This is a genomic window from Bradyrhizobium sp. USDA3516, assembly GCF_057651995.1.
In genome coordinates this window covers 16,885-32,649 of the sequence record NZ_JBYGYN010000004.1, presented here as the reverse complement: position 1 = coordinate 32,649, position 15,765 = coordinate 16,885, and the positions used below count along the sequence as shown (strand labels likewise).

The following is a 15,765-nucleotide window of genomic DNA, read 5'->3' as shown; positions in this document are numbered from 1 at the left end:
CTCCCTGCCTGAATCGGACCCTGAGGTGCAAGGGCAGCAGCGGCGAAAGGTACCCTGATTCCCAGATTACGGCCATTTCCGGTACTTTTCGGGCATCTTATCCCCGCCCGGCGCCAAATCCGCGCTTCAGGCGCATGACGTAGCCGATGACTTCGGCGACGGCATGGTAGTGCTCGGTCGGGATTTCCTGGTCGATGTCCACGGTGGCGTAGAGCGCGCGGGCCAACGGCACGTTCTCCACGATCGGGATGTCGTGCTCGCGGGCGATCTCCCGGATCTTGAAGGCGAGATTGTCAACGCCCTTGGCGACGCAGATCGGCGCGGTCATGCCGCGCTCGTAGGACAGCGCCACCGAATAGTGGGTCGGGTTGGTGATGATCACCGAGGCCTTGGGAACCGCCGCCATCATGCGCTTCTTGGCGCGCTGCTGCCGCAACTGCCGGATCTTGCCCTTGATGTGGGGATCGCCTTCGGACTGCTTGTACTCTTCCTTGATCTCCTGGAGCGACATCTTCTGCCGCTGGAACCAGCTGCGGTACTGGAAGAAATAGTCGGCGATGGCGACGATCGCGAGCGCGGCGACCACCGCGCCGAGCAGATGGATGGTCATGCTGGTGCTGGCGCCGAGCATGGCGGCCGGATCGAGCCTGACCATCGCCTCCATGCGGTGCCGCTCCGGCCACAGGATCATGGTCATGACCACGCCGAGGGCAACCAGCTTACCGATGCCCTTGAGGAAATTGGCGGCCGCCTGCTTGCCAAAGATGCGCTTGAAACCGGCGCCGGGCGAGATCTTGTTGAACTTGGGCTTCAGGGACTCCGCCGACCAGACCAGGCGGTGCTGCAGCATGTTGCCGGCGATGGCCGCCAGCACCAGCATCAACAGGGGCACGCCGACCGCGGCAAGCACGGCGAGCTCGATCTGCTGCATCAGCGCCAGCAGGGCCTTGCCGTCGGTCTTGATCGTCCAGGAATTGGCAAGCAGGTTGCGCATCGGCGTCAGCAGCCCGCTGCCGACCGAGTCCGAGAAGGTTGAGACGACGAGCGTGCCGCCCGCCATCATGAACCAGGTGTTGATCTCCTGGCTCTTGGCGACGTCGCCGCGTTCGAGCGCGTCGTCGAGGCGCTTTTGCGTCGGGTCTTCTGTTTGACTTTCGGGATCGTTGTCTTCCGCCACCGATCGATCCCTCTCACTTCAGCGGCATCATCTGGTGCATGACACCGAAGAAATAGTCGAGAAAGGTGCCCATCATCGCGGTGAGCACCACGGCGAGCACCAGGAAGCCTGCGAAGATCGACAGCGGCACGCCGACGAAATAAACCTGCATCTGCGGCATCAGCCGCGCCAGGATCCCGAGCCCGATGTTGAAGACGAGGCCGAACACCAGGAACGGCCCGGAGAGCTGCAAGCCGAGGCGGAACGCGGCGGCGAAGGCGCGCGTCGCAAGCGAGGCGACGTCGCCGCTCGACACGGTCTCGCCCGGCGAGAAGATCGTGTAGCTGTCGTTCAGCGCCGCGATGACCAGATGGTGGCTGTCGGTGGCGAACAGCAGCGTCACGCCCAGCATGGTCAGGAAATTGCCGACCAGCACGCCCTGCTGGCCCTGCGTCGGATCGACCGAGGTGACGAAACCGAGCCCCATCTGCTGCGCGATCACCGATCCCGCGACCTGGAGCGCCGACAACGTCACGCGCGCGGTCGCGCCCAGGACGATGCCGATCGCGATCTCATGCAGCATCAGCACCAATAGCGGCGCCAGCGAGCCCATGTCGACCTGATAGGCGTTGCGATGCAGCGGCAGGATGATGAGCGTGAGCAGCAGCGCGATCGACAGCTTGATCCGCGTCGGGATGTTGGTCTCGCCGAGGCCGGGCAGCAGCATCACCATCGCGCCGACCCGGGCGAAGGCGAGCATGAAGGAGGCGGCGAGCGCCGGCAGCAGCGAGACGTCGATGCGCATAATTCACGCATTGTGCCTCAGCCGCCTATGATTCGCGACGATATCCGCAGCATGTGGGCGTGCATCGAATCGGCCATGAACGGCAGCGCCAACAGCATCGTGGCAAAGATGGCGAGGATCTTGGGCACGTAGATCAGCGTCTGCTCCTGGATCTGCGTCAGCGCCTGGAACAGCGACACGATGACGCCGACCACGAGGCCGACCACCATCAGCGGCGACGACACGATCACGATGGTCCAGATGGCATCGCGCGCGACGTCGAGGGTCTCGGGTCCGGTCATTGGCAGAATTCCTTGTTCAACTTCATCCCCAACCACTCTGGCGAGGAACACCCGGCCCCTCCCCGTCATTGCGAGGAGCCCTTGCGACGAAGCAATCCAGGCTGCCGCGGCGGAAGGAATCTGGATTGCTTCGCTGCGCTCGCAATGACGTTCGGGCGAGCGCCGGCGCCGAAAACTCAGATCGGCATCTTCATGATGTCTTCATAGGCCGCGATCACGCGGTCGCGGACCGAGACCAGCGTGGACACCGCGACATCGGTGTCTGCGACCGCCGTCACCACGTCCATCACGTTGGCCTTGCCGGAGGCCATGGCCACCGTCTGCGCGTCGGACTTGCGGCCGGATTCCATGACGCTGCCGACGGCGTCCTTCAGCAGCGCGGCGAAGGATTGCCCGTTCGGTTCGCTGCCCTTGCCGGCGCCGGTGCCGGTGTTCTCCAGCACGCGGGCGAGGCTGGCGTAAGCATTGGCGGCGATTGTCGGTGATGCCATGGCTCAGATGTCCTGTTCAGCTCTTGAGGATGTCGAGCGTGCGCTGGATCATCCGGCGCGTCGCACTGATGATGTTGAGGTTTGCCTCGTAGGACCGCTGCGCGTCGCGCATGTCGGTCATCTCGACCACCGAGTTCACGTTGGGATATTTGACGTTGCCGCTGGCATCCGCAGCCGGATTGTTCGGCTCGTATCTGACGCGGAAGGCGGATTGGTCGGGCTTAATTCTGCCGAGGGTGACGACCTGCGCGTCGAGCGTGCGATCGAGCGCGGATGAGAAGGTCGGCACCTTGCGCCGGTAGGGATCGCCGCCGGCGGCCTGCGCCGTCGAATCCGCATTCGCGATGTTCTCCGAGATCACCCGCATGCGGCCGGCCTGCGCGCGCAGGCCCGAGGTCGCGATTGCCATGGAGCGGGCGAAGTCGCTGCTGTCATTTGCCATGATCCGCCTCCTTTAGGGCCTAACCTTTGCCGATCGCGGTCTTGAGCAGGCGCAGGCTCTTCGAATAGAGCGAGGTCACCGCGGCGTAGTCCATCTGGTTGCTGGCGGCCTTCATCATCTCCTCCTCGAGATTGACGGCATTGCCCGCGGGGCGGGTCTCGAAGCCGGCATTCTTGTTCTGGTCGAACGCGGAAGGGGCCCCCGAAGGCGTCAAATGCGAGGCGCTGGTCCGGGCCATAACCAAGGGTCCCATGGGCCCCGTGACGGCACCGGCCTTGTCGAACTTGGGCTCGACCAGGTCGCGCGGCCGGAATTTCGGCGTGTCGGAATTGGAGACGTTCTCGGACAGGACGCGCTGGCGCTCCTGATGCCACTGCATCTTGGTGCGAAGCACCGACAGTTCCGGGATATCGTTGATGGACATCGTCGCGGCTCCTTCCGCCGCTACGGACCCAAGGTCCGAAGCTAGGCAGAATTTGCCGCGTGTATGGTTAACAGCTGGTTAAGGACCGCTCGCGATACCTGCCCCGGCCGAAACTGTTTCTTGCACCCCGCGATTCGACGCCGCGAAAAGTGGCATTAACCCAGCCGCTTGGCGAGACGTGCACAGGGCAAGAAGTCGTTTTGGATCGGGCGATTCATGGGTTATTAAGAGTTGGGGACGGCAAAACTTGCCGTGGGACGTTAAGAAATCGCAGTTTGGGGCATCGTCCGCCGGTGGTCGATTCGACTGACCATGGGCACGAGAAAAGCGCCATTTGTCGGGGACAAGTATGCAAGGCAGCCCTATCACCTTCATCGTCGCGTTCATCGTCGTTCTGGCGTTGATCGGCGTCGCTGCATGGCTGGTTCGCCGATTCGCCGGTAGCCGCATCGGCGCCAACACCCAGCGCGGCCGCATGCCCCGCCTCGCCGTGATCGACGCCGCCGCCGTCGACGGCCGGCGCCGGCTGGTGCTGGTCCGGCGCGACAATGTCGAGCACCTGCTGATGATCGGCGGCCCGACCGACATCGTCGTCGAGCCCAACATCGTTCGCGCCGCGCCCAGCCGCGACCAGATCCCGCAACGTCCGAGTGCCGCCGAGCCGCCGCGCCTTGCCCCTCTGCCCGAGGCCGGCGGCTGGGCCGACGACGCACCGCGGCCCGAGCTGCTCGATCACCCCGAGCCGCAAATGCCGGAGCCGCCACCGCGGCCCGCGCGGCCATCCTTCGCCGACGAGGTGCGCCGGCCAGCGCCTGCGCTGGCCGAACGCCGCGGCGAGCCGGCGCTGGGCGGCTTTACGCCGGAGCCGATCGCGCCACGTCCCGAGCGCGAACCGCGGCCCGAGCCGCTGCCGCCGCGCATCGCTCGCGGCGAGCCGCCGCCGATGCCGCGTCCGCCGCGCGGCAGTGAGCCGATGAAGATGCCGCCGGTGCGGGCCGAGCGCGCCGCTGCTCCACCGCCTCCTCCGCCCGTGCCGCAGGCTGCGCCCGTTCCGCCGCCGGCACCGGCTGCCGCGCCGTCGAGTGCGGAGCAGAATCTCGCCGAAATGGCGCAGCGGCTCGAGGCTGCCCTGCGCCGCCCGGCCGGCGAAACGGTCGCGCCTCCGGTTGCGCCGGAGCCGCCGCCCGCTCCGGTGCGCGCCGCCCGCAACGAGCCGCCGGCACCGCCCGCCGCGCCGGCGAAGCCGGCTGCGGAAAAGACCAGCTTTGAAAATCTCGAAGACGAGATGGCCTCCCTGCTCGGCCGTCCGAAGCCGTCTTCGTGAGGTCGCCGGCCCTCCCGCGTAGAGTTCTTTTCCTTTCTGTCCTGGTCGGCGCGGCTTCGCTCGCGATGCCGTCGCATGCCCAGGACATCAGCATCAATCTCGGCGGCGGCGCCGGTGGCGGCGGCGTCACCGAGCGCGCGATTCAGCTGATCGCGCTGCTCACGGTGCTCTCGATCGCGCCGTCGATCCTGATCATGATGACGTCGTTCACGCGCATCGTGGTGGTGCTGTCGCTGCTGCGCACCGCGATGGGCACCGCGACCGCCCCGCCGAACTCGGTGATCATCGCGCTCGCGATGTTCCTCACCTTCTTCGTGATGGGCCCGGTGCTGCAGAAGTCCTACGACGAGGGCATCCGCCCGCTCGTCGCCAACCAGATCGGCGTCGAGGATGCGTTCCAGCGCGCCTCCGTGCCCCTGCGCGGCTTCATGCAGAAGAACGTGCGGGAAAAGGACCTGAAGCTGTTCCTGGATCTCTCCGGCGAGCCGCCGCCGGCCACGCCCGACGATCTCGCCCTGCGCATTCTCGTCCCCGCCTTCATGATCTCCGAGCTGAAGCGCGCCTTCGAGATCGGCTTCCTGTTGTTCCTGCCCTTCCTGATCATCGACCTCGTCGTCGCCTCCGTGCTGATGTCGATGGGCATGATGATGCTGCCGCCCGCGACGATCTCGCTGCCGTTCAAGCTGATCTTCTTCGTGCTGGTCGACGGCTGGTCGCTGGTGGCGGGGAGCCTGGTGCAGAGTTACGGGGGGTGAGGTCGGGCTCGGAAAGGCTGCATCCCTTCCGCGATTGCCGATCGCCTCCGCTCCCTCCCCGTCATTGCGAGGAGCTCTTCCGATGAAGCAATCCAGAGCGCCGCCGCGGAGAGATTCTGGATTGCTCCCGCCTTCACCAGGGCTTCGGCGGACAAGTCGCTGCGCTCGCAATGGCGAGTTTGTGGCGCGGTCACGGGCCGCGCGGCAACAGCTCTACCGCGTCATCTTGATCTGCCGCACGACCGGGATCGTGGGCAGCGAGCCGGTGTGGTCGCTCGTGTCATTGGCCTGCGGCGCGCCGGGTGCGCGCGCGGTGGCGTCGGGGAAGCGCTGCTTCATCTCGCGCAGGAAGCCGTCGAGCGTGTCGACGCTGGCAGCGAGCTTGGCGATCTCGGCGAATTCGGCGCTCGAGGCTGCGGCCGGCTTGCTCGCAATGTCGAAGGCGAGACGGTCGGCGCTCTCGCTCATCAGCGGGGCGTATTTCTCGCGGAAGCGCGACAGGCCGATCGAGTCGTCGGCGAGCGCGTAGCCGACGGCGGCGCGGATGATGTCGCTCTTCTCGACCGCATTGAGCGGCTTGAAGTCGCGGAAGCGGTCTCCGTAATAGAGCTCGATCTGCTCGGCGGACTCGCGCCAGCGCCGCGCCGCCCAGAAGATGTCGGAGCGCAGCCGGAGCACTTCCCGCCCGGCGACGTTGGAGACGATGTCGAGCGCGAGATCGTGACGGCCGACGTCGCTCTGCGCACGCGCCTCCAGCAGCAGGCGCTGCTGCCGGAGCTCCCCGGAGAGATCGCTGATGCGGCTTGCGCGCAGTGCGGTGATGGCCAGGTCGGGCTTGCGGTTGGCGAGATAGATCATGGCGAGGCGCGCGGCGACCTGGGCGCGCGCGGCGCCTTCGAGGCGATGATCGACCTGGTATTGCAGGAGCTCGGCGGCCTGGTCGAGCAGATCGATCGAGGCGAGACGGTCGGCGAGCCGGCGGATCAGCTCGTCGCCGCGGCGGCCGATCGGCGTCAGCTCGCGGAACTCGTAGAACATTCCGAGCGACTCGACCGGCGGCAGCTCGTCGCCCTTCGGCCCGAGGAAGAGCTGCGTGAACAGGTCGGAGGCGAGATCCTGCGCCTGACGCGAGGCTTCGGCGTTCGGCTGCAGCCTCGTCGCGGTGCGCGCGGCGGTGAGCGCATCGCGGTAGCGCCCGTTCTCGGCATAGAGGCGCGACAGCATCTGCAGCGTCTTGACCTCGACCGCATCGCCGCGCCAGGTCATCGACAGCGTCTCCAGCTCGCGCAGCGCCTCTTCCTTGCCGATCTCGTCGCGCTTCTGACGCAGCGCGATTTCGAGCTGCTTGGCCTCGGCCGCAGCCGGGCGGTCGTTGGAGGCGACCGCGAGCTTGTAATCGTCGAGCGCATCCTTGTCGTGGCCGAGCGCCTCGGCGAGCCGGCCGCGCAGCACGGCGAAGGCCGGCGCAGCCTCGGGCGGGACACCGACCACCTCGAGCTCGCTGCGGCGCTTGGAGGCGCCGGCATAGTCCTTCACCTCGAGGGATGCGCGCATCGCGTCCATCGTCACGATGCGCTGGATGTCGAGCGGCAGCGAAGCGATGGCGAATTCGACGTTCTTGAACTTCTCGCGCGCATCGGCCCATTTGCCCTGCCGCGCATAGGCGAGTGCCTTCCAAAGCTGGGAATCGTGGCTGTTGCCGATCGCAGGATTGGCGAGATCCTTCAGGCCCTGCGCAGGCCGGCCGATCAGGATGTTGGCGATCGCATGCATGATCAGCGCGCCGCTCTCCTCCTTGTTGAGCGGATCGCTCAGCATCACGTCGGTGACGGCCTTGGCCTCGTGATACATGGCGCGCGACATGTAGAATTGCGCAAGATCGAGCCGCGGCAGCGAACGCAGCGCCGGCTCGACCGCCGAGATCGCCGTCATCAGCTCGCTCTGGCGCGCCACGAAGTTCTCCGACTGGCCCTTGCGCCAGCCTTCGGGACTGAAGATCGGGCGCACGGCGGTCGGCGCCCGCTCGGCCGAGATATCGACCGGCGACAGTGTCAAGCCGCCCTTCTTGCCAAGAATCACCTTGTCGGAGCCGACCTCGACGCCGACGTCGTCGGAGTTCGGCCGGATCGCGATGCCGTGGGCGGATTCCAGCAGCGAGAGATCGACGAGGTCCTGCCGCTTGATGAAGCCGCGCACCGGCCGCTGCGCGGTGACGACATAGAGCGTGTCGCCGGCATCGGGATCGGTGAGCTTGTGCAGCTGGCCCGGATTGGCGAAGGGGATGGCGATGTTGGCGAGCGCGGGATCGGTGATGTTGCGCGACATCATCAGCGGCAGCGGCGTCGCCTGAATCTTGTCGGCGAGCGTCAACATCCAGTTGGTCTCCTTGCCGACTTCCTCGCTCGTCAGCGAATAGACCAGCGGACGGGTGAGACGAATGCGTACCGCCTGCCCCTTGTCGAGCGGGATGCGGCCGACCTCGCCGATCATCGCGCCGCCCCTGGTGCGGATCGCCTCGACATCGACGGGCTTCGGCGTATCGAACACCAGCCACACGGTGTCGCCGCGGCGGAACGCCGCCGCGGGCGTTGCGACCTGAAGCGGGAACGTCACGCGCAAGCCGTCGCTGTCGCGGCGCGCATCGACGCTGGCAATCGCGGGCGCGACCGGCGCCTCGGCCGGCGCAGCCTTGACGGCGTCCTTGACGGCGTCCTTGGCGGCCTCCTTCACCGGTTCCTTTGCCATCTCCTTTGGCGCTTCGACAGAAGCCGCCGCCGGGGCAGGCGGAGCTGGCTTCGCAGCTTCCTTGGGCGCCTCCAAAGGTTGCGCCGCTTCGACCGCGGGAGGCGCTGCCGGTTTCGGCGCTCCGGCGGGCGGCAGCGCGGCGGGCGCTTCCACCTTCACCTCGGGCTTGATGTCGACCTTCGCCTCGCGCGCGATCGTCTCGGAGGTCGGCGGCGCGATCTCGCGATTGGCGTCCCTCTTTTCGGCGGCGGGCTTTTCCGGTGCGGGCGCAGAGCTAGCTGCCGGCCCGCGACCGGCCGGCTTCATCTGCGCGATCGTCGCCTCGGGCGTTGCCGCCGACTTGCCCTTGTCGGGCTGGAAGGAGACGTCGACGACGTAGTTCTTCTCGTCGCGGAACGAATGCACGTCGGAATCGCCGATCAGCGCGATCTCGACATTGGTCTGGTCGATATCGGACTTCTGCTTGATCGAGGCGACGTTCGGCGGCGCGGCGAGGACGGCGTCCGCCAGGTCGAAATTGAGATTGGCGTTGAAGACGAGCGTCAGCTTCTGCTCGTTGAGCACGGAGGAGACGCCGACCCCGTCGGGCATCTCGAATACGAAGCGCACGAAGGTCGGCTGCACCGAGGCGCGCACGCGGATCGGCGGACGCTTCCTGGACTCCGCGGCGGCACGCTGGGCGCGCAGCGCACGCTCGGCCGCGCGTGCCCGCTCGGCAAGCTCCTTGACCACGTCCATGGGCAGGCTCGGCGGCGGCCCCTTCCAGCCCTCGGGCAGCAGATCGATGAAGGTGCGCTCGCCGGCGTTCATGGTGTTGACGGTGACGCGCCGCGCCAGGGACAGGCGGATGGCACCGCCGTCGGGGTCGCGGCGGGCGGAGTTGACGTAGTCGGGCGCGCCTTCCGGAACGCGTTCGACCGGAACGTCGACGGGCCGGTCGAAGCGGATGACGAGGATCGAGCCCGCGGTGGTCACCTCAGAGGGAACGTCTTCACCAAGCTTGATGACGAGACGGGCAAAGCCGCCAGCAGCTGAAAACGTCGCCTCGCCCCTGATCGGATCGGCCGCCCGAGCCGGCACACCGGCGCCAATCAGGACACAGGCCGCCAGCAAGGCCGCCGCGCGGGCATGACGCGACAAGCCCCGCGCCGTTGCGCGGGCTCGCGACACAAATCCAGCGGCAGCCTCTCGCGCCATTGGCGGCATTTCTTCCGGTTCGGCGGTGATGCCGGCACTGGCGCCGGCCCGTGCCGTCAACTCTAAGGTTTTGCCAATTAAGGACTTCTTAAGTATGAGCCCTCAATTCGGCTTTTGCGTCGGCTTGCCGTCGATCTTGGGCAATTCGCCGGCCGAAGCGGACTGATCGCCGCCGCCATTGGCGCGGCGGGCCATCTCGACGGTCAGCCGCTCGGCGGCTTCCGACGACATCAGGCCCAGGATGTCCGACATCTTGCGCGGCGCGATCGCCGAGGCGATCTCGATCAGCACGCCCATTTCGAGCCGGTCGAACACCCGCGCGGCGTCCTTGGGCTTCATGCCCTCGTACATGGTCACGAGGCCCTTCATGCGCTGGGCTTCGGCGGCCTTCTGCTCGGCCTGGGTCGCGGAGATGCGGGTTTCCACCGCCTTCATCTCCTCGACCTTGTTCTCGATGCGCTTCTCGGCGGACTTGAGCAGGCTTTCGCGAATGTCGATCTCGCGCTGGCGCGCCTCGATCTCCTGCCGCCGCGCCTGCAGCCGTTCCAGGACCGCGCGCTCCGAGGCCGAGATCTGCGGCTGGGTCTCGTCGATCTTGACCGGGGTGCCGCCCTCCATCTTGGTCTCGGGTGCGGCCGGCTTCGGTGGTTCCTTCGGCGCGCTCGATCCCGTGATGTCGAGATCGTCGCGGCCGGTCGGGAAATTCAGGTTCTCTTCCGCCCAGGATTTCTTGCCCAGGTTCGGCTTGTAGTCGAACACATAGCCGCCGTTGATCGCTAGGCCCGCCACCTTCAGCGTGGCGAGGCCGGCGACGGCGACCAGGACGACCGGAATGACGCGGATGTTACGAAAGGACTTCATACCCTGACTTCATGCGGCAAGGACTTCATGCGGCAAGCCCGTTGGATCGTCGGCGCTCTGAGAAGGCTTCGGCGGCGGCCGCCACCGCCTTCGCGCTCGACGGCTTGGCCGCGGGCGCGGCGACAGTCTCCGGATTGGTGACGGGGCGCGCGGCGATCGCGATCTTGGACAGGCGCCGCACCACGTTGTCGGCCTCGCCGAGCTGCTTGTAGAGTTGATCCGACATCTGCGTCGCGGCGGCGAGCTGGCTGCCGAGGTTCTCGTTGACGTCGCGCACGGCGAGCTTCAGCCCGCCGATCGCGCGCTCGGCGATCTCGGTCGCGGTGATCAGCTCGGCGATGACCGCCTTCAGCGAATGCTCGTCCGCCTTCAGCCGCGTCAGGCGCTTGTTGAGCATGACGCAGTAGACGATCGTCAGCATCAGCAGGATAGCCACCAGCGTCTCGATCGCCATTCCCAGGGAGTGGTTCATGGGGCCTCCATCATCTTGTTCTGCTCGTCCACCTTCTCGAACATCGCAAGTGTCGTACTTGGCTTGCGCAAGGGTTTCGTCACACGGATCGCGACGCGGTCGCCGACCCGGCCCATCCGCCCCTCGGTCAGCGTGACGTCGCCGCAACGCACGGTGACGTTGGCGTCGGCGCGCATGTCGAGCGGCAGCGTGTCGCCGACCTTGAGCCGCATCAGCTGCTTGAGCGGAATGTCGGCCTCGTAGAGCACGGCGTCCACGGCGATCTCGGCCTGCACGATCTCGGTGGCGAAATGGCCCTCCCAGACCGGATCGCGGCCGAACTTTTCGCCCATGAACATCTGGAGCAGGACGCCCCGGATCGGCTCGATGGTCGCGTAAGGCAGCAGCAGCTCGATATTGCCGCCGCGGTCTTCCATGTCGATGCGCAGGCGCACCAGGATCGCGGCGTTGGCGGGACGGCTGATCGCGGCGAAACGCGGATTGGTCTCGAGCCGGTCGATCGTGAAGGTCACCGGCGACAGCGGCCGGAACGCCTGCTCGGCATCGGTCAGCACCACCTCGACCAGACGCTTGACCAGCTCGGTCTCGATCGTGGTGTAGGGCCGGCCCTCGATGCGCAGCTGGCTGGTGCCGCGGCGGCCGCCGAGCAGCACGTCGATCATCGAATAGATCAGGTTGGAATCGACCGTCGCCATGCCGAAGTTCTCCCACTCCTCGGCCTTGAAGACGGTGAGGACGGCGGGCAGCGGGATCGAGTTCATGTAGTCGCCGAAGCGCACCGAGGTGATGCGGTCGAGCGAGACTTCGACGTTGTCGGAGGTGAAGTTGCGCAAGGAGGTCGTCATCAGCCGCACCAGGCGGTCGAAGACGATTTCGAGCATCGGCAGACGCTCGTAGGAGACCATCGCCGAATCGATGATCGCGCGGATGCCGGAATGGTCGTCGAGCGTGACGTCGCCGACGGTGAAGCCGAGGAGATTGTCGATCTCCTCCTGGGACAGCACCCGCTCCCCGGAGTTCTTGCCAGTGCCGAGATCGCGGCTGCCGTCCTCGACCATGGCGGCCCATTGCAGGGCCATGGTCTCCGACAGCTCGTTCTCGGCGGCAGCCTTTGCCGCCTCGGCGGGATCCTCGCTATCGAGCGAGGCCTCCCACTGGGCGGCAATTGCATCCTGGTCGACTTGGTCGTTGCCCGCCATGATCCCCTAGCCCGTCATGCTCACTGGACCACGACTTCCTTGAACAGCACGGCGCTGACCTGGATCGGGGCGACCGCCGCGTTGACGCGCTTGGTCAGTTCCTCCTTGAGGCGGAAGATGCCGGCCGAACCGTTGAGGTCGGACGGGCGCAGCTCGCGCACATAGGTCTGGAAGATGTCGGTGACGCGCGGCATCGTCGGCTTGATCGCCTCGACCTGCTTCTCTTCCTTCAGCTCCAGCACGATCTTCAGCCGCAGATATTGCACGCGCTCGCCGGGCGAACCGGCGAGATTGACCATGAGGTCGGGAACGTCGACGAAAGCCGGCGGCTTCGGCGGCGGCGCGGCCTCGGCATGATGCTCATCGCCGCCATGACGGAAGAAGAAGAACCAGGTCGCGGCGCCGCCGCCGAGCACGGCAAGCACGCCGACGACCATGATGATGAGCTTGAGCTTGTTCTTCGGCGGAGCGGCTTCCGCGCCCTCGGCGGCTGCGCCGCCTTCCTCATTCTCTGCCATGGTTGCCGCGCCCGTTCATCTCTCAAAGGGGTCGAAAGAGCGAAGCCTCCTGGCAGACAACGACGCGATACGAATGCCCCAGCGCAATGCGCTCCTCTGATACACAAACGCTACGGTAATAATGGTTAACGGAATCTTTCGATTGGGCCTCTGCTAGGAAAAATCTGCCGGGCAAACATGGCTAACAGAACCTTTCTGCCGCCCGCTCGCACAGGTCAAGAATAGACAAAATGTTGAAAACAAACATCTTTTCTGGTTGGCACAGCTTTCGCTGAGAGAGGGGCGAGACCTCACGGTTTGGGAGAACCCGACGGTCTCGGTCACGGGGTCCGCCACGGCGCTTGGGAGAGCGAAATGGCAGATCTACTCAGGGGAGATTTCCGATGCAGAACGCGCGTCTGATCGGCTTGTCACGGCAGATGACGTTGGAGCGGCAGATGGATGTCATCGCCAACAACGTCGCCAATGCCAACACCAACGGCTTCAAGTCCGATCATTCGCTGTTCGAGGAGTATCTGAACTCGAACGCGCGTGAGGACAATTTCATCGGCCGCGACCGCCAGGTCTCCTATGTTCAGGACCGCGGCACCTTCCGCAACGTCAGCCAAGGGCCGATGGAGCCGACCAACAATCCGCTCGACATGGCGATCAACGGCGGCGCCTATTTCGCGGTGCAGACCAATGGTGGCGAGTTCTATACCCGCGACGGCAAGTTCTCGCTCAACAGCACCGGCCAGCTCGTCACCGCCGACGGCAATCTCGTGCTCGGCAATGCCGGCCCGATCACCTTCCAGCCCACCGACCACGACATCAACGTCGCACCCGACGGCACCGTCACCGTGCTCGAGGGCACGGCGCGCACCGACTCGATCCGCGGCAAGATCCGCATGGTGTCGTTCGACGACCCGACCAAGCTGACCAAGCTCGGCGCCAATCTTTACGCCGCCGGCGCGGCGAACCAGCAGCCCGACACCAAGTCCACCCTGCAGCAGGGCTATGTCGAGAAGTCGAACGTGAATGCAGTCGGCGAGATGACCCGCATGGTCGAGGTGATGCGCAGCTACGCCGCGGTCGCCAACCTGCTGCAGCAGCAGAGCGACCTCCACAAATCGGCGATCGAGAAGCTCGCCGACGTTCCGGCCTGATTGAAGGAGAACTGAGATGCAGGCGCTTCACACCGCAGCGACCGGAATGGCGGCACAGGAACTCAACGTTCAGGTGATCTCCAACAACATCGCCAACCTGCGCACCACCGGCTTCAAGAAGCAGACGGCGGCGTTCCAGGACCTGATCTACGAACACGTCCGCCGCGTCGGCGCCCAGTCGTCGGACCAGGGCACCATCCTGCCTGTCGGCGTCGACATCGGCGGCGGCGTCAAGACCGTCGGCACGCCGCGTAGCATGACGCAAGGCACGCTGTCGCAGACCGGCAACGACCTCGATCTCGCGATCTCGGGCGAGGGCTTCTTCAAGATCCTGATGCCCGACGGCACCTTCCAGTACACCCGCGACGGCACCTTCCAGATGGACAATCAGGGCCGCGTCGTCACCGCGCAGGGCAACCCGGTGCAGCCCACCATCACCATCCCCAACAACGCCTCCGGCATCGCCGTGAGCGAGCAGGGCCAGGTCTCGGTGACGCTGCCGGGCTCAACGACCTCCTCGATCGTCGGCCAGATCGGCGTGACCCGCTTCATCAACAAGGCGGGCCTGCAGCCGGTCGGCAACAACCAGTTCACCGAGACGCCCTCGTCCGGCGCGCCGCAGGACGGCACCGCGAACACCGAGGGTTACGGCAAGCTCACGCAAGGAAGCCTCGAGCAGGCCAATGTCGACGTCGTCTCGGAGATGAGCGACCTGATCGCCGCCCAGCGCGCCTACGAGATGAACGCCAAGGTGATCAGCGCCGCCGACCAGATGATGCAATCGACCACGGCGCTGTTCCGCTGAGGTGATGACGATGATCCGCGCCACCCTCGCCGCCATCTCCACCCTTCTCGCGCTGGCCTTGCCGGCAGCGGCTGCCGACGATTTCATCGCCGCGCCGACGCTGCGCGCAAGCGTCACCGTGACCTCGGACGTGGTGCGGATCGGCGATCTCATCGACAACGCCGGATCGGCCGCGCTGATCCCGGTCTACCGCTCGCCCGATCTCGGCACCACCGGCACGCTGACGGCCGGCCAGGTGTTGTCGGTGCTGCGGGCCAAACAGGTGATCGGCGTCATGACCGGCGACATCAAGGAGGTCCAGGTCACCCGCCTCGCGCGCACGCTCGCGAGCAAGGATATCGAGAACGCGGTCGCCGCGGCTCTCGAGCGCCGCTTCGGCCTCGGAGACGCCGCCAACCTCACCATCACGTTCGACCGCAGCGTCGCCGAGATGCGGCTGGACGCCTCCAACAGCGGCGCGCTGCAGCCGGTCGCAACCCGCTATGATGCCCGCAGCGGCCGTTTCGACATCGCCTTCGAGATCGCCAACGACGGCAACGCCGCGCCGACCAAGCTGCGCTTCACCGGCACCGCGATCGAGACGGTGGAGGTGGCCGTGCTGACCCGCGACATCGACCGCGCCGAGCTCCTGAAATCCTCCGACATGTCGTTGGAGCGCCGGCCGAAGGCCGAGGTCGCCGGCGAGCCTGCCTCGCGCGACCGCAGCATCGGCATGCAGCTGCGCCGAGGAATGCGCGCGGGCACGCCGATCCGCGCCGCCGACCTCGTCAAGCCCGACTTCGTGGTGCGCGATCAGGCCGTCACCATCATCTACCAGGTGCCGGGCCTCTATCTCACCACGCGCGGCAAGGCGGTCGAGAGCGGCGCCGAGGGCGACACCGTCAGCGTGCTCAATCTGCAGTCCAAGCGCACGCTGACCGGCACCGTCACCGGCCGCGGCCAGGTGACCGTCCAGGGCGCCAGCCAGTCCGCGCCGATGGCACCGGCGGTCGAGCAGACCTCATCGGTCAAGCGCGACGCCGTGCCGGCGGCCGCTGCCCTGGCGCAGAGCCTGGTCCAGGCGCCCGCGTCCGCCGCCGAGATCGCCCAAGCCCAGATTCCGCAAGTTCGCCTCTCGCAAGCTCCAGCCAAGTCAGAGTAGATTC

Annotated in this window: 16 protein-coding genes; 5 read left to right on the top strand and 11 right to left on the bottom strand. The window is 66.3% G+C overall.

The genetic code is table 11. From position 1 onward, the window contains the following. Positions 1-97: 97 nt before the first annotated feature. The 6 genes from flhB to flgB form a co-directional block, all read right to left on the bottom strand. The gene (flhB, locus tag AC24YW_RS14295; RefSeq protein ID WP_487483345.1) at positions 98-1,177 is read right to left on the bottom strand and encodes a flagellar biosynthesis protein FlhB; all 1,080 of its coding nucleotides are present in this window, start codon (positions 1,175-1,177) and stop codon (positions 98-100) included. Positions 1,178-1,190: 13 nt separating this feature from the next. After that, positions 1,191-1,961, bottom strand: a complete 771-nt coding sequence (gene fliR, locus AC24YW_RS14290) for a flagellar biosynthetic protein FliR (protein WP_487483344.1) — start codon at positions 1,959-1,961, stop codon at positions 1,191-1,193. A 17-nt stretch (positions 1,962-1,978) separates the two neighbouring features. Next, entirely contained in the window at positions 1,979-2,242 is a 264-nt protein-coding gene (fliQ, locus tag AC24YW_RS14285) for a flagellar biosynthesis protein FliQ (RefSeq protein WP_025037372.1), read from the bottom strand. A gap of 176 nt (positions 2,243-2,418) precedes the next feature. After that, positions 2,419-2,733, bottom strand: coding sequence for a flagellar hook-basal body complex protein FliE (gene fliE / locus AC24YW_RS14280; RefSeq protein ID WP_487483343.1), 315 nt, complete (start codon positions 2,731-2,733; stop codon positions 2,419-2,421). Positions 2,734-2,749: 16 nt separating this feature from the next. Then, positions 2,750-3,175: a flagellar basal body rod protein FlgC gene (flgC, locus tag AC24YW_RS14275; RefSeq protein WP_487483342.1), complete on the bottom strand. Its 426-nt coding sequence runs from the start codon at positions 3,173-3,175 to the stop codon at positions 2,750-2,752. A gap of 19 nt (positions 3,176-3,194) precedes the next feature. After that, positions 3,195-3,599: a flagellar basal body rod protein FlgB gene (gene flgB, locus AC24YW_RS14270; RefSeq protein ID WP_487483341.1), complete on the bottom strand. Its 405-nt coding sequence runs from the start codon at positions 3,597-3,599 to the stop codon at positions 3,195-3,197. Positions 3,600-3,948: 349 nt separating this feature from the next. Between flgB and AC24YW_RS14265 the strand changes: the two genes are divergently transcribed. Next, positions 3,949-4,923, top strand: coding sequence for a flagellar biosynthetic protein FliO (locus AC24YW_RS14265; protein WP_487483340.1), 975 nt, complete (start codon positions 3,949-3,951; stop codon positions 4,921-4,923). After that, complete coding sequence (gene fliP, locus AC24YW_RS14260) at positions 4,920-5,678, top strand: flagellar type III secretion system pore protein FliP (protein WP_487483339.1); 759 nt, start codon at positions 4,920-4,922, stop codon at positions 5,676-5,678. Before AC24YW_RS14265 ends, fliP begins: the two co-directional genes overlap by 4 nt. 213 nt (positions 5,679-5,891) lie before the next feature. On the opposite strand, the gene AC24YW_RS14255 is transcribed toward fliP, so the two are convergent. The 5 genes from AC24YW_RS14255 to fliL form a co-directional block, all read right to left on the bottom strand. Beyond that, the gene (locus AC24YW_RS14255; RefSeq protein WP_487483798.1) at positions 5,892-9,620 is read right to left on the bottom strand and encodes a tetratricopeptide repeat protein; all 3,729 of its coding nucleotides are present in this window, start codon (positions 9,618-9,620) and stop codon (positions 5,892-5,894) included. Positions 9,621-9,722: 102 nt separating this feature from the next. Further along, positions 9,723-10,481, bottom strand: coding sequence for a MotE family protein (locus tag AC24YW_RS14250; protein WP_487483338.1), 759 nt, complete (start codon positions 10,479-10,481; stop codon positions 9,723-9,725). 25 nt (positions 10,482-10,506) lie between these two features. Beyond that, a complete protein-coding gene (locus AC24YW_RS14245) occupies positions 10,507-10,953 on the bottom strand; it encodes a DUF6468 domain-containing protein (RefSeq protein ID WP_487483337.1) in 447 nt (148 codons plus the stop codon). Then, positions 10,950-12,152, bottom strand: a complete 1,203-nt coding sequence (gene fliM, locus AC24YW_RS14240; protein WP_487483336.1) for a flagellar motor switch protein FliM — start codon at positions 12,150-12,152, stop codon at positions 10,950-10,952. Before fliM ends, AC24YW_RS14245 begins: the two co-directional genes overlap by 4 nt. Before the next feature lie 20 nt (positions 12,153-12,172). Further along, positions 12,173-12,670 (bottom strand): flagellar basal body-associated protein FliL, encoded by a 498-nt coding sequence (fliL, locus tag AC24YW_RS14235; RefSeq protein WP_487483335.1) that lies wholly within the window; start codon positions 12,668-12,670, stop codon positions 12,173-12,175. A gap of 383 nt (positions 12,671-13,053) precedes the next feature. On the opposite strand from fliL, the gene flgF reads away from it, so the two are divergent. Genes flgF through flgA form a run of 3 tightly spaced genes read left to right on the top strand, consistent with a single transcriptional unit; the run spans position 13,054 to position 15,761 of the window. Continuing rightward, entirely contained in the window at positions 13,054-13,815 is a 762-nt protein-coding gene (flgF, locus tag AC24YW_RS14230; RefSeq protein ID WP_487483334.1) for a flagellar basal-body rod protein FlgF, read from the top strand. 16 nt (positions 13,816-13,831) lie between these two features. Then, a complete protein-coding gene (gene flgG / locus AC24YW_RS14225; protein ID WP_291624068.1) occupies positions 13,832-14,620 on the top strand; it encodes a flagellar basal-body rod protein FlgG in 789 nt (262 codons plus the stop codon). Positions 14,621-14,630: 10 nt separating this feature from the next. Continuing rightward, complete coding sequence (gene flgA / locus AC24YW_RS14220; protein ID WP_487483333.1) at positions 14,631-15,761, top strand: flagellar basal body P-ring formation chaperone FlgA; 1,131 nt, start codon at positions 14,631-14,633, stop codon at positions 15,759-15,761. The last annotated feature ends 4 nt before the right edge of the window (positions 15,762-15,765 follow it).

Bases quoted from the DNA above. Each gene is read 5' to 3' on its own strand.
- AC24YW_RS14255 (WP_487483798.1), bottom strand. From the start codon at position 9,620: ATGGCGCGAGAGGCTGCCGCTGGATTTGTGTCGCGAGCCCGCGCAACG.
- flgC (WP_487483342.1), bottom strand. From the start codon at position 3,175: ATGGCAAATGACAGCAGCGACTTCGCCCGCTCCATGGCAATCGCGACC.
- fliL (WP_487483335.1), bottom strand. From the start codon at position 12,670: ATGGCAGAGAATGAGGAAGGCGGCGCAGCCGCCGAGGGCGCGGAAGCC.
- fliE (WP_487483343.1), bottom strand. From the start codon at position 2,733: ATGGCATCACCGACAATCGCCGCCAATGCTTACGCCAGCCTCGCCCGC.
- flgG (WP_291624068.1), top strand. From the start codon at position 13,832: ATGCAGGCGCTTCACACCGCAGCGACCGGAATGGCGGCACAGGAACTC.
- fliM (WP_487483336.1), bottom strand. From the start codon at position 12,152: ATGGCGGGCAACGACCAAGTCGACCAGGATGCAATTGCCGCCCAGTGG.
- AC24YW_RS14250 (WP_487483338.1), bottom strand. From the start codon at position 10,481: ATGAAGTCCTTTCGTAACATCCGCGTCATTCCGGTCGTCCTGGTCGCC.
- flgA (WP_487483333.1), top strand. From the start codon at position 14,631: ATGATCCGCGCCACCCTCGCCGCCATCTCCACCCTTCTCGCGCTGGCC.
- AC24YW_RS14265 (WP_487483340.1), top strand. From the start codon at position 3,949: ATGCAAGGCAGCCCTATCACCTTCATCGTCGCGTTCATCGTCGTTCTG.
- fliQ (WP_025037372.1), bottom strand. From the start codon at position 2,242: ATGACCGGACCCGAGACCCTCGACGTCGCGCGCGATGCCATCTGGACC.
- flgB (WP_487483341.1), bottom strand. From the start codon at position 3,599: ATGTCCATCAACGATATCCCGGAACTGTCGGTGCTTCGCACCAAGATG.
- flgF (WP_487483334.1), top strand. From the start codon at position 13,054: ATGCAGAACGCGCGTCTGATCGGCTTGTCACGGCAGATGACGTTGGAG.
- fliR (WP_487483344.1), bottom strand. From the start codon at position 1,961: ATGCGCATCGACGTCTCGCTGCTGCCGGCGCTCGCCGCCTCCTTCATG.
- AC24YW_RS14245 (WP_487483337.1), bottom strand. From the start codon at position 10,953: ATGAACCACTCCCTGGGAATGGCGATCGAGACGCTGGTGGCTATCCTG.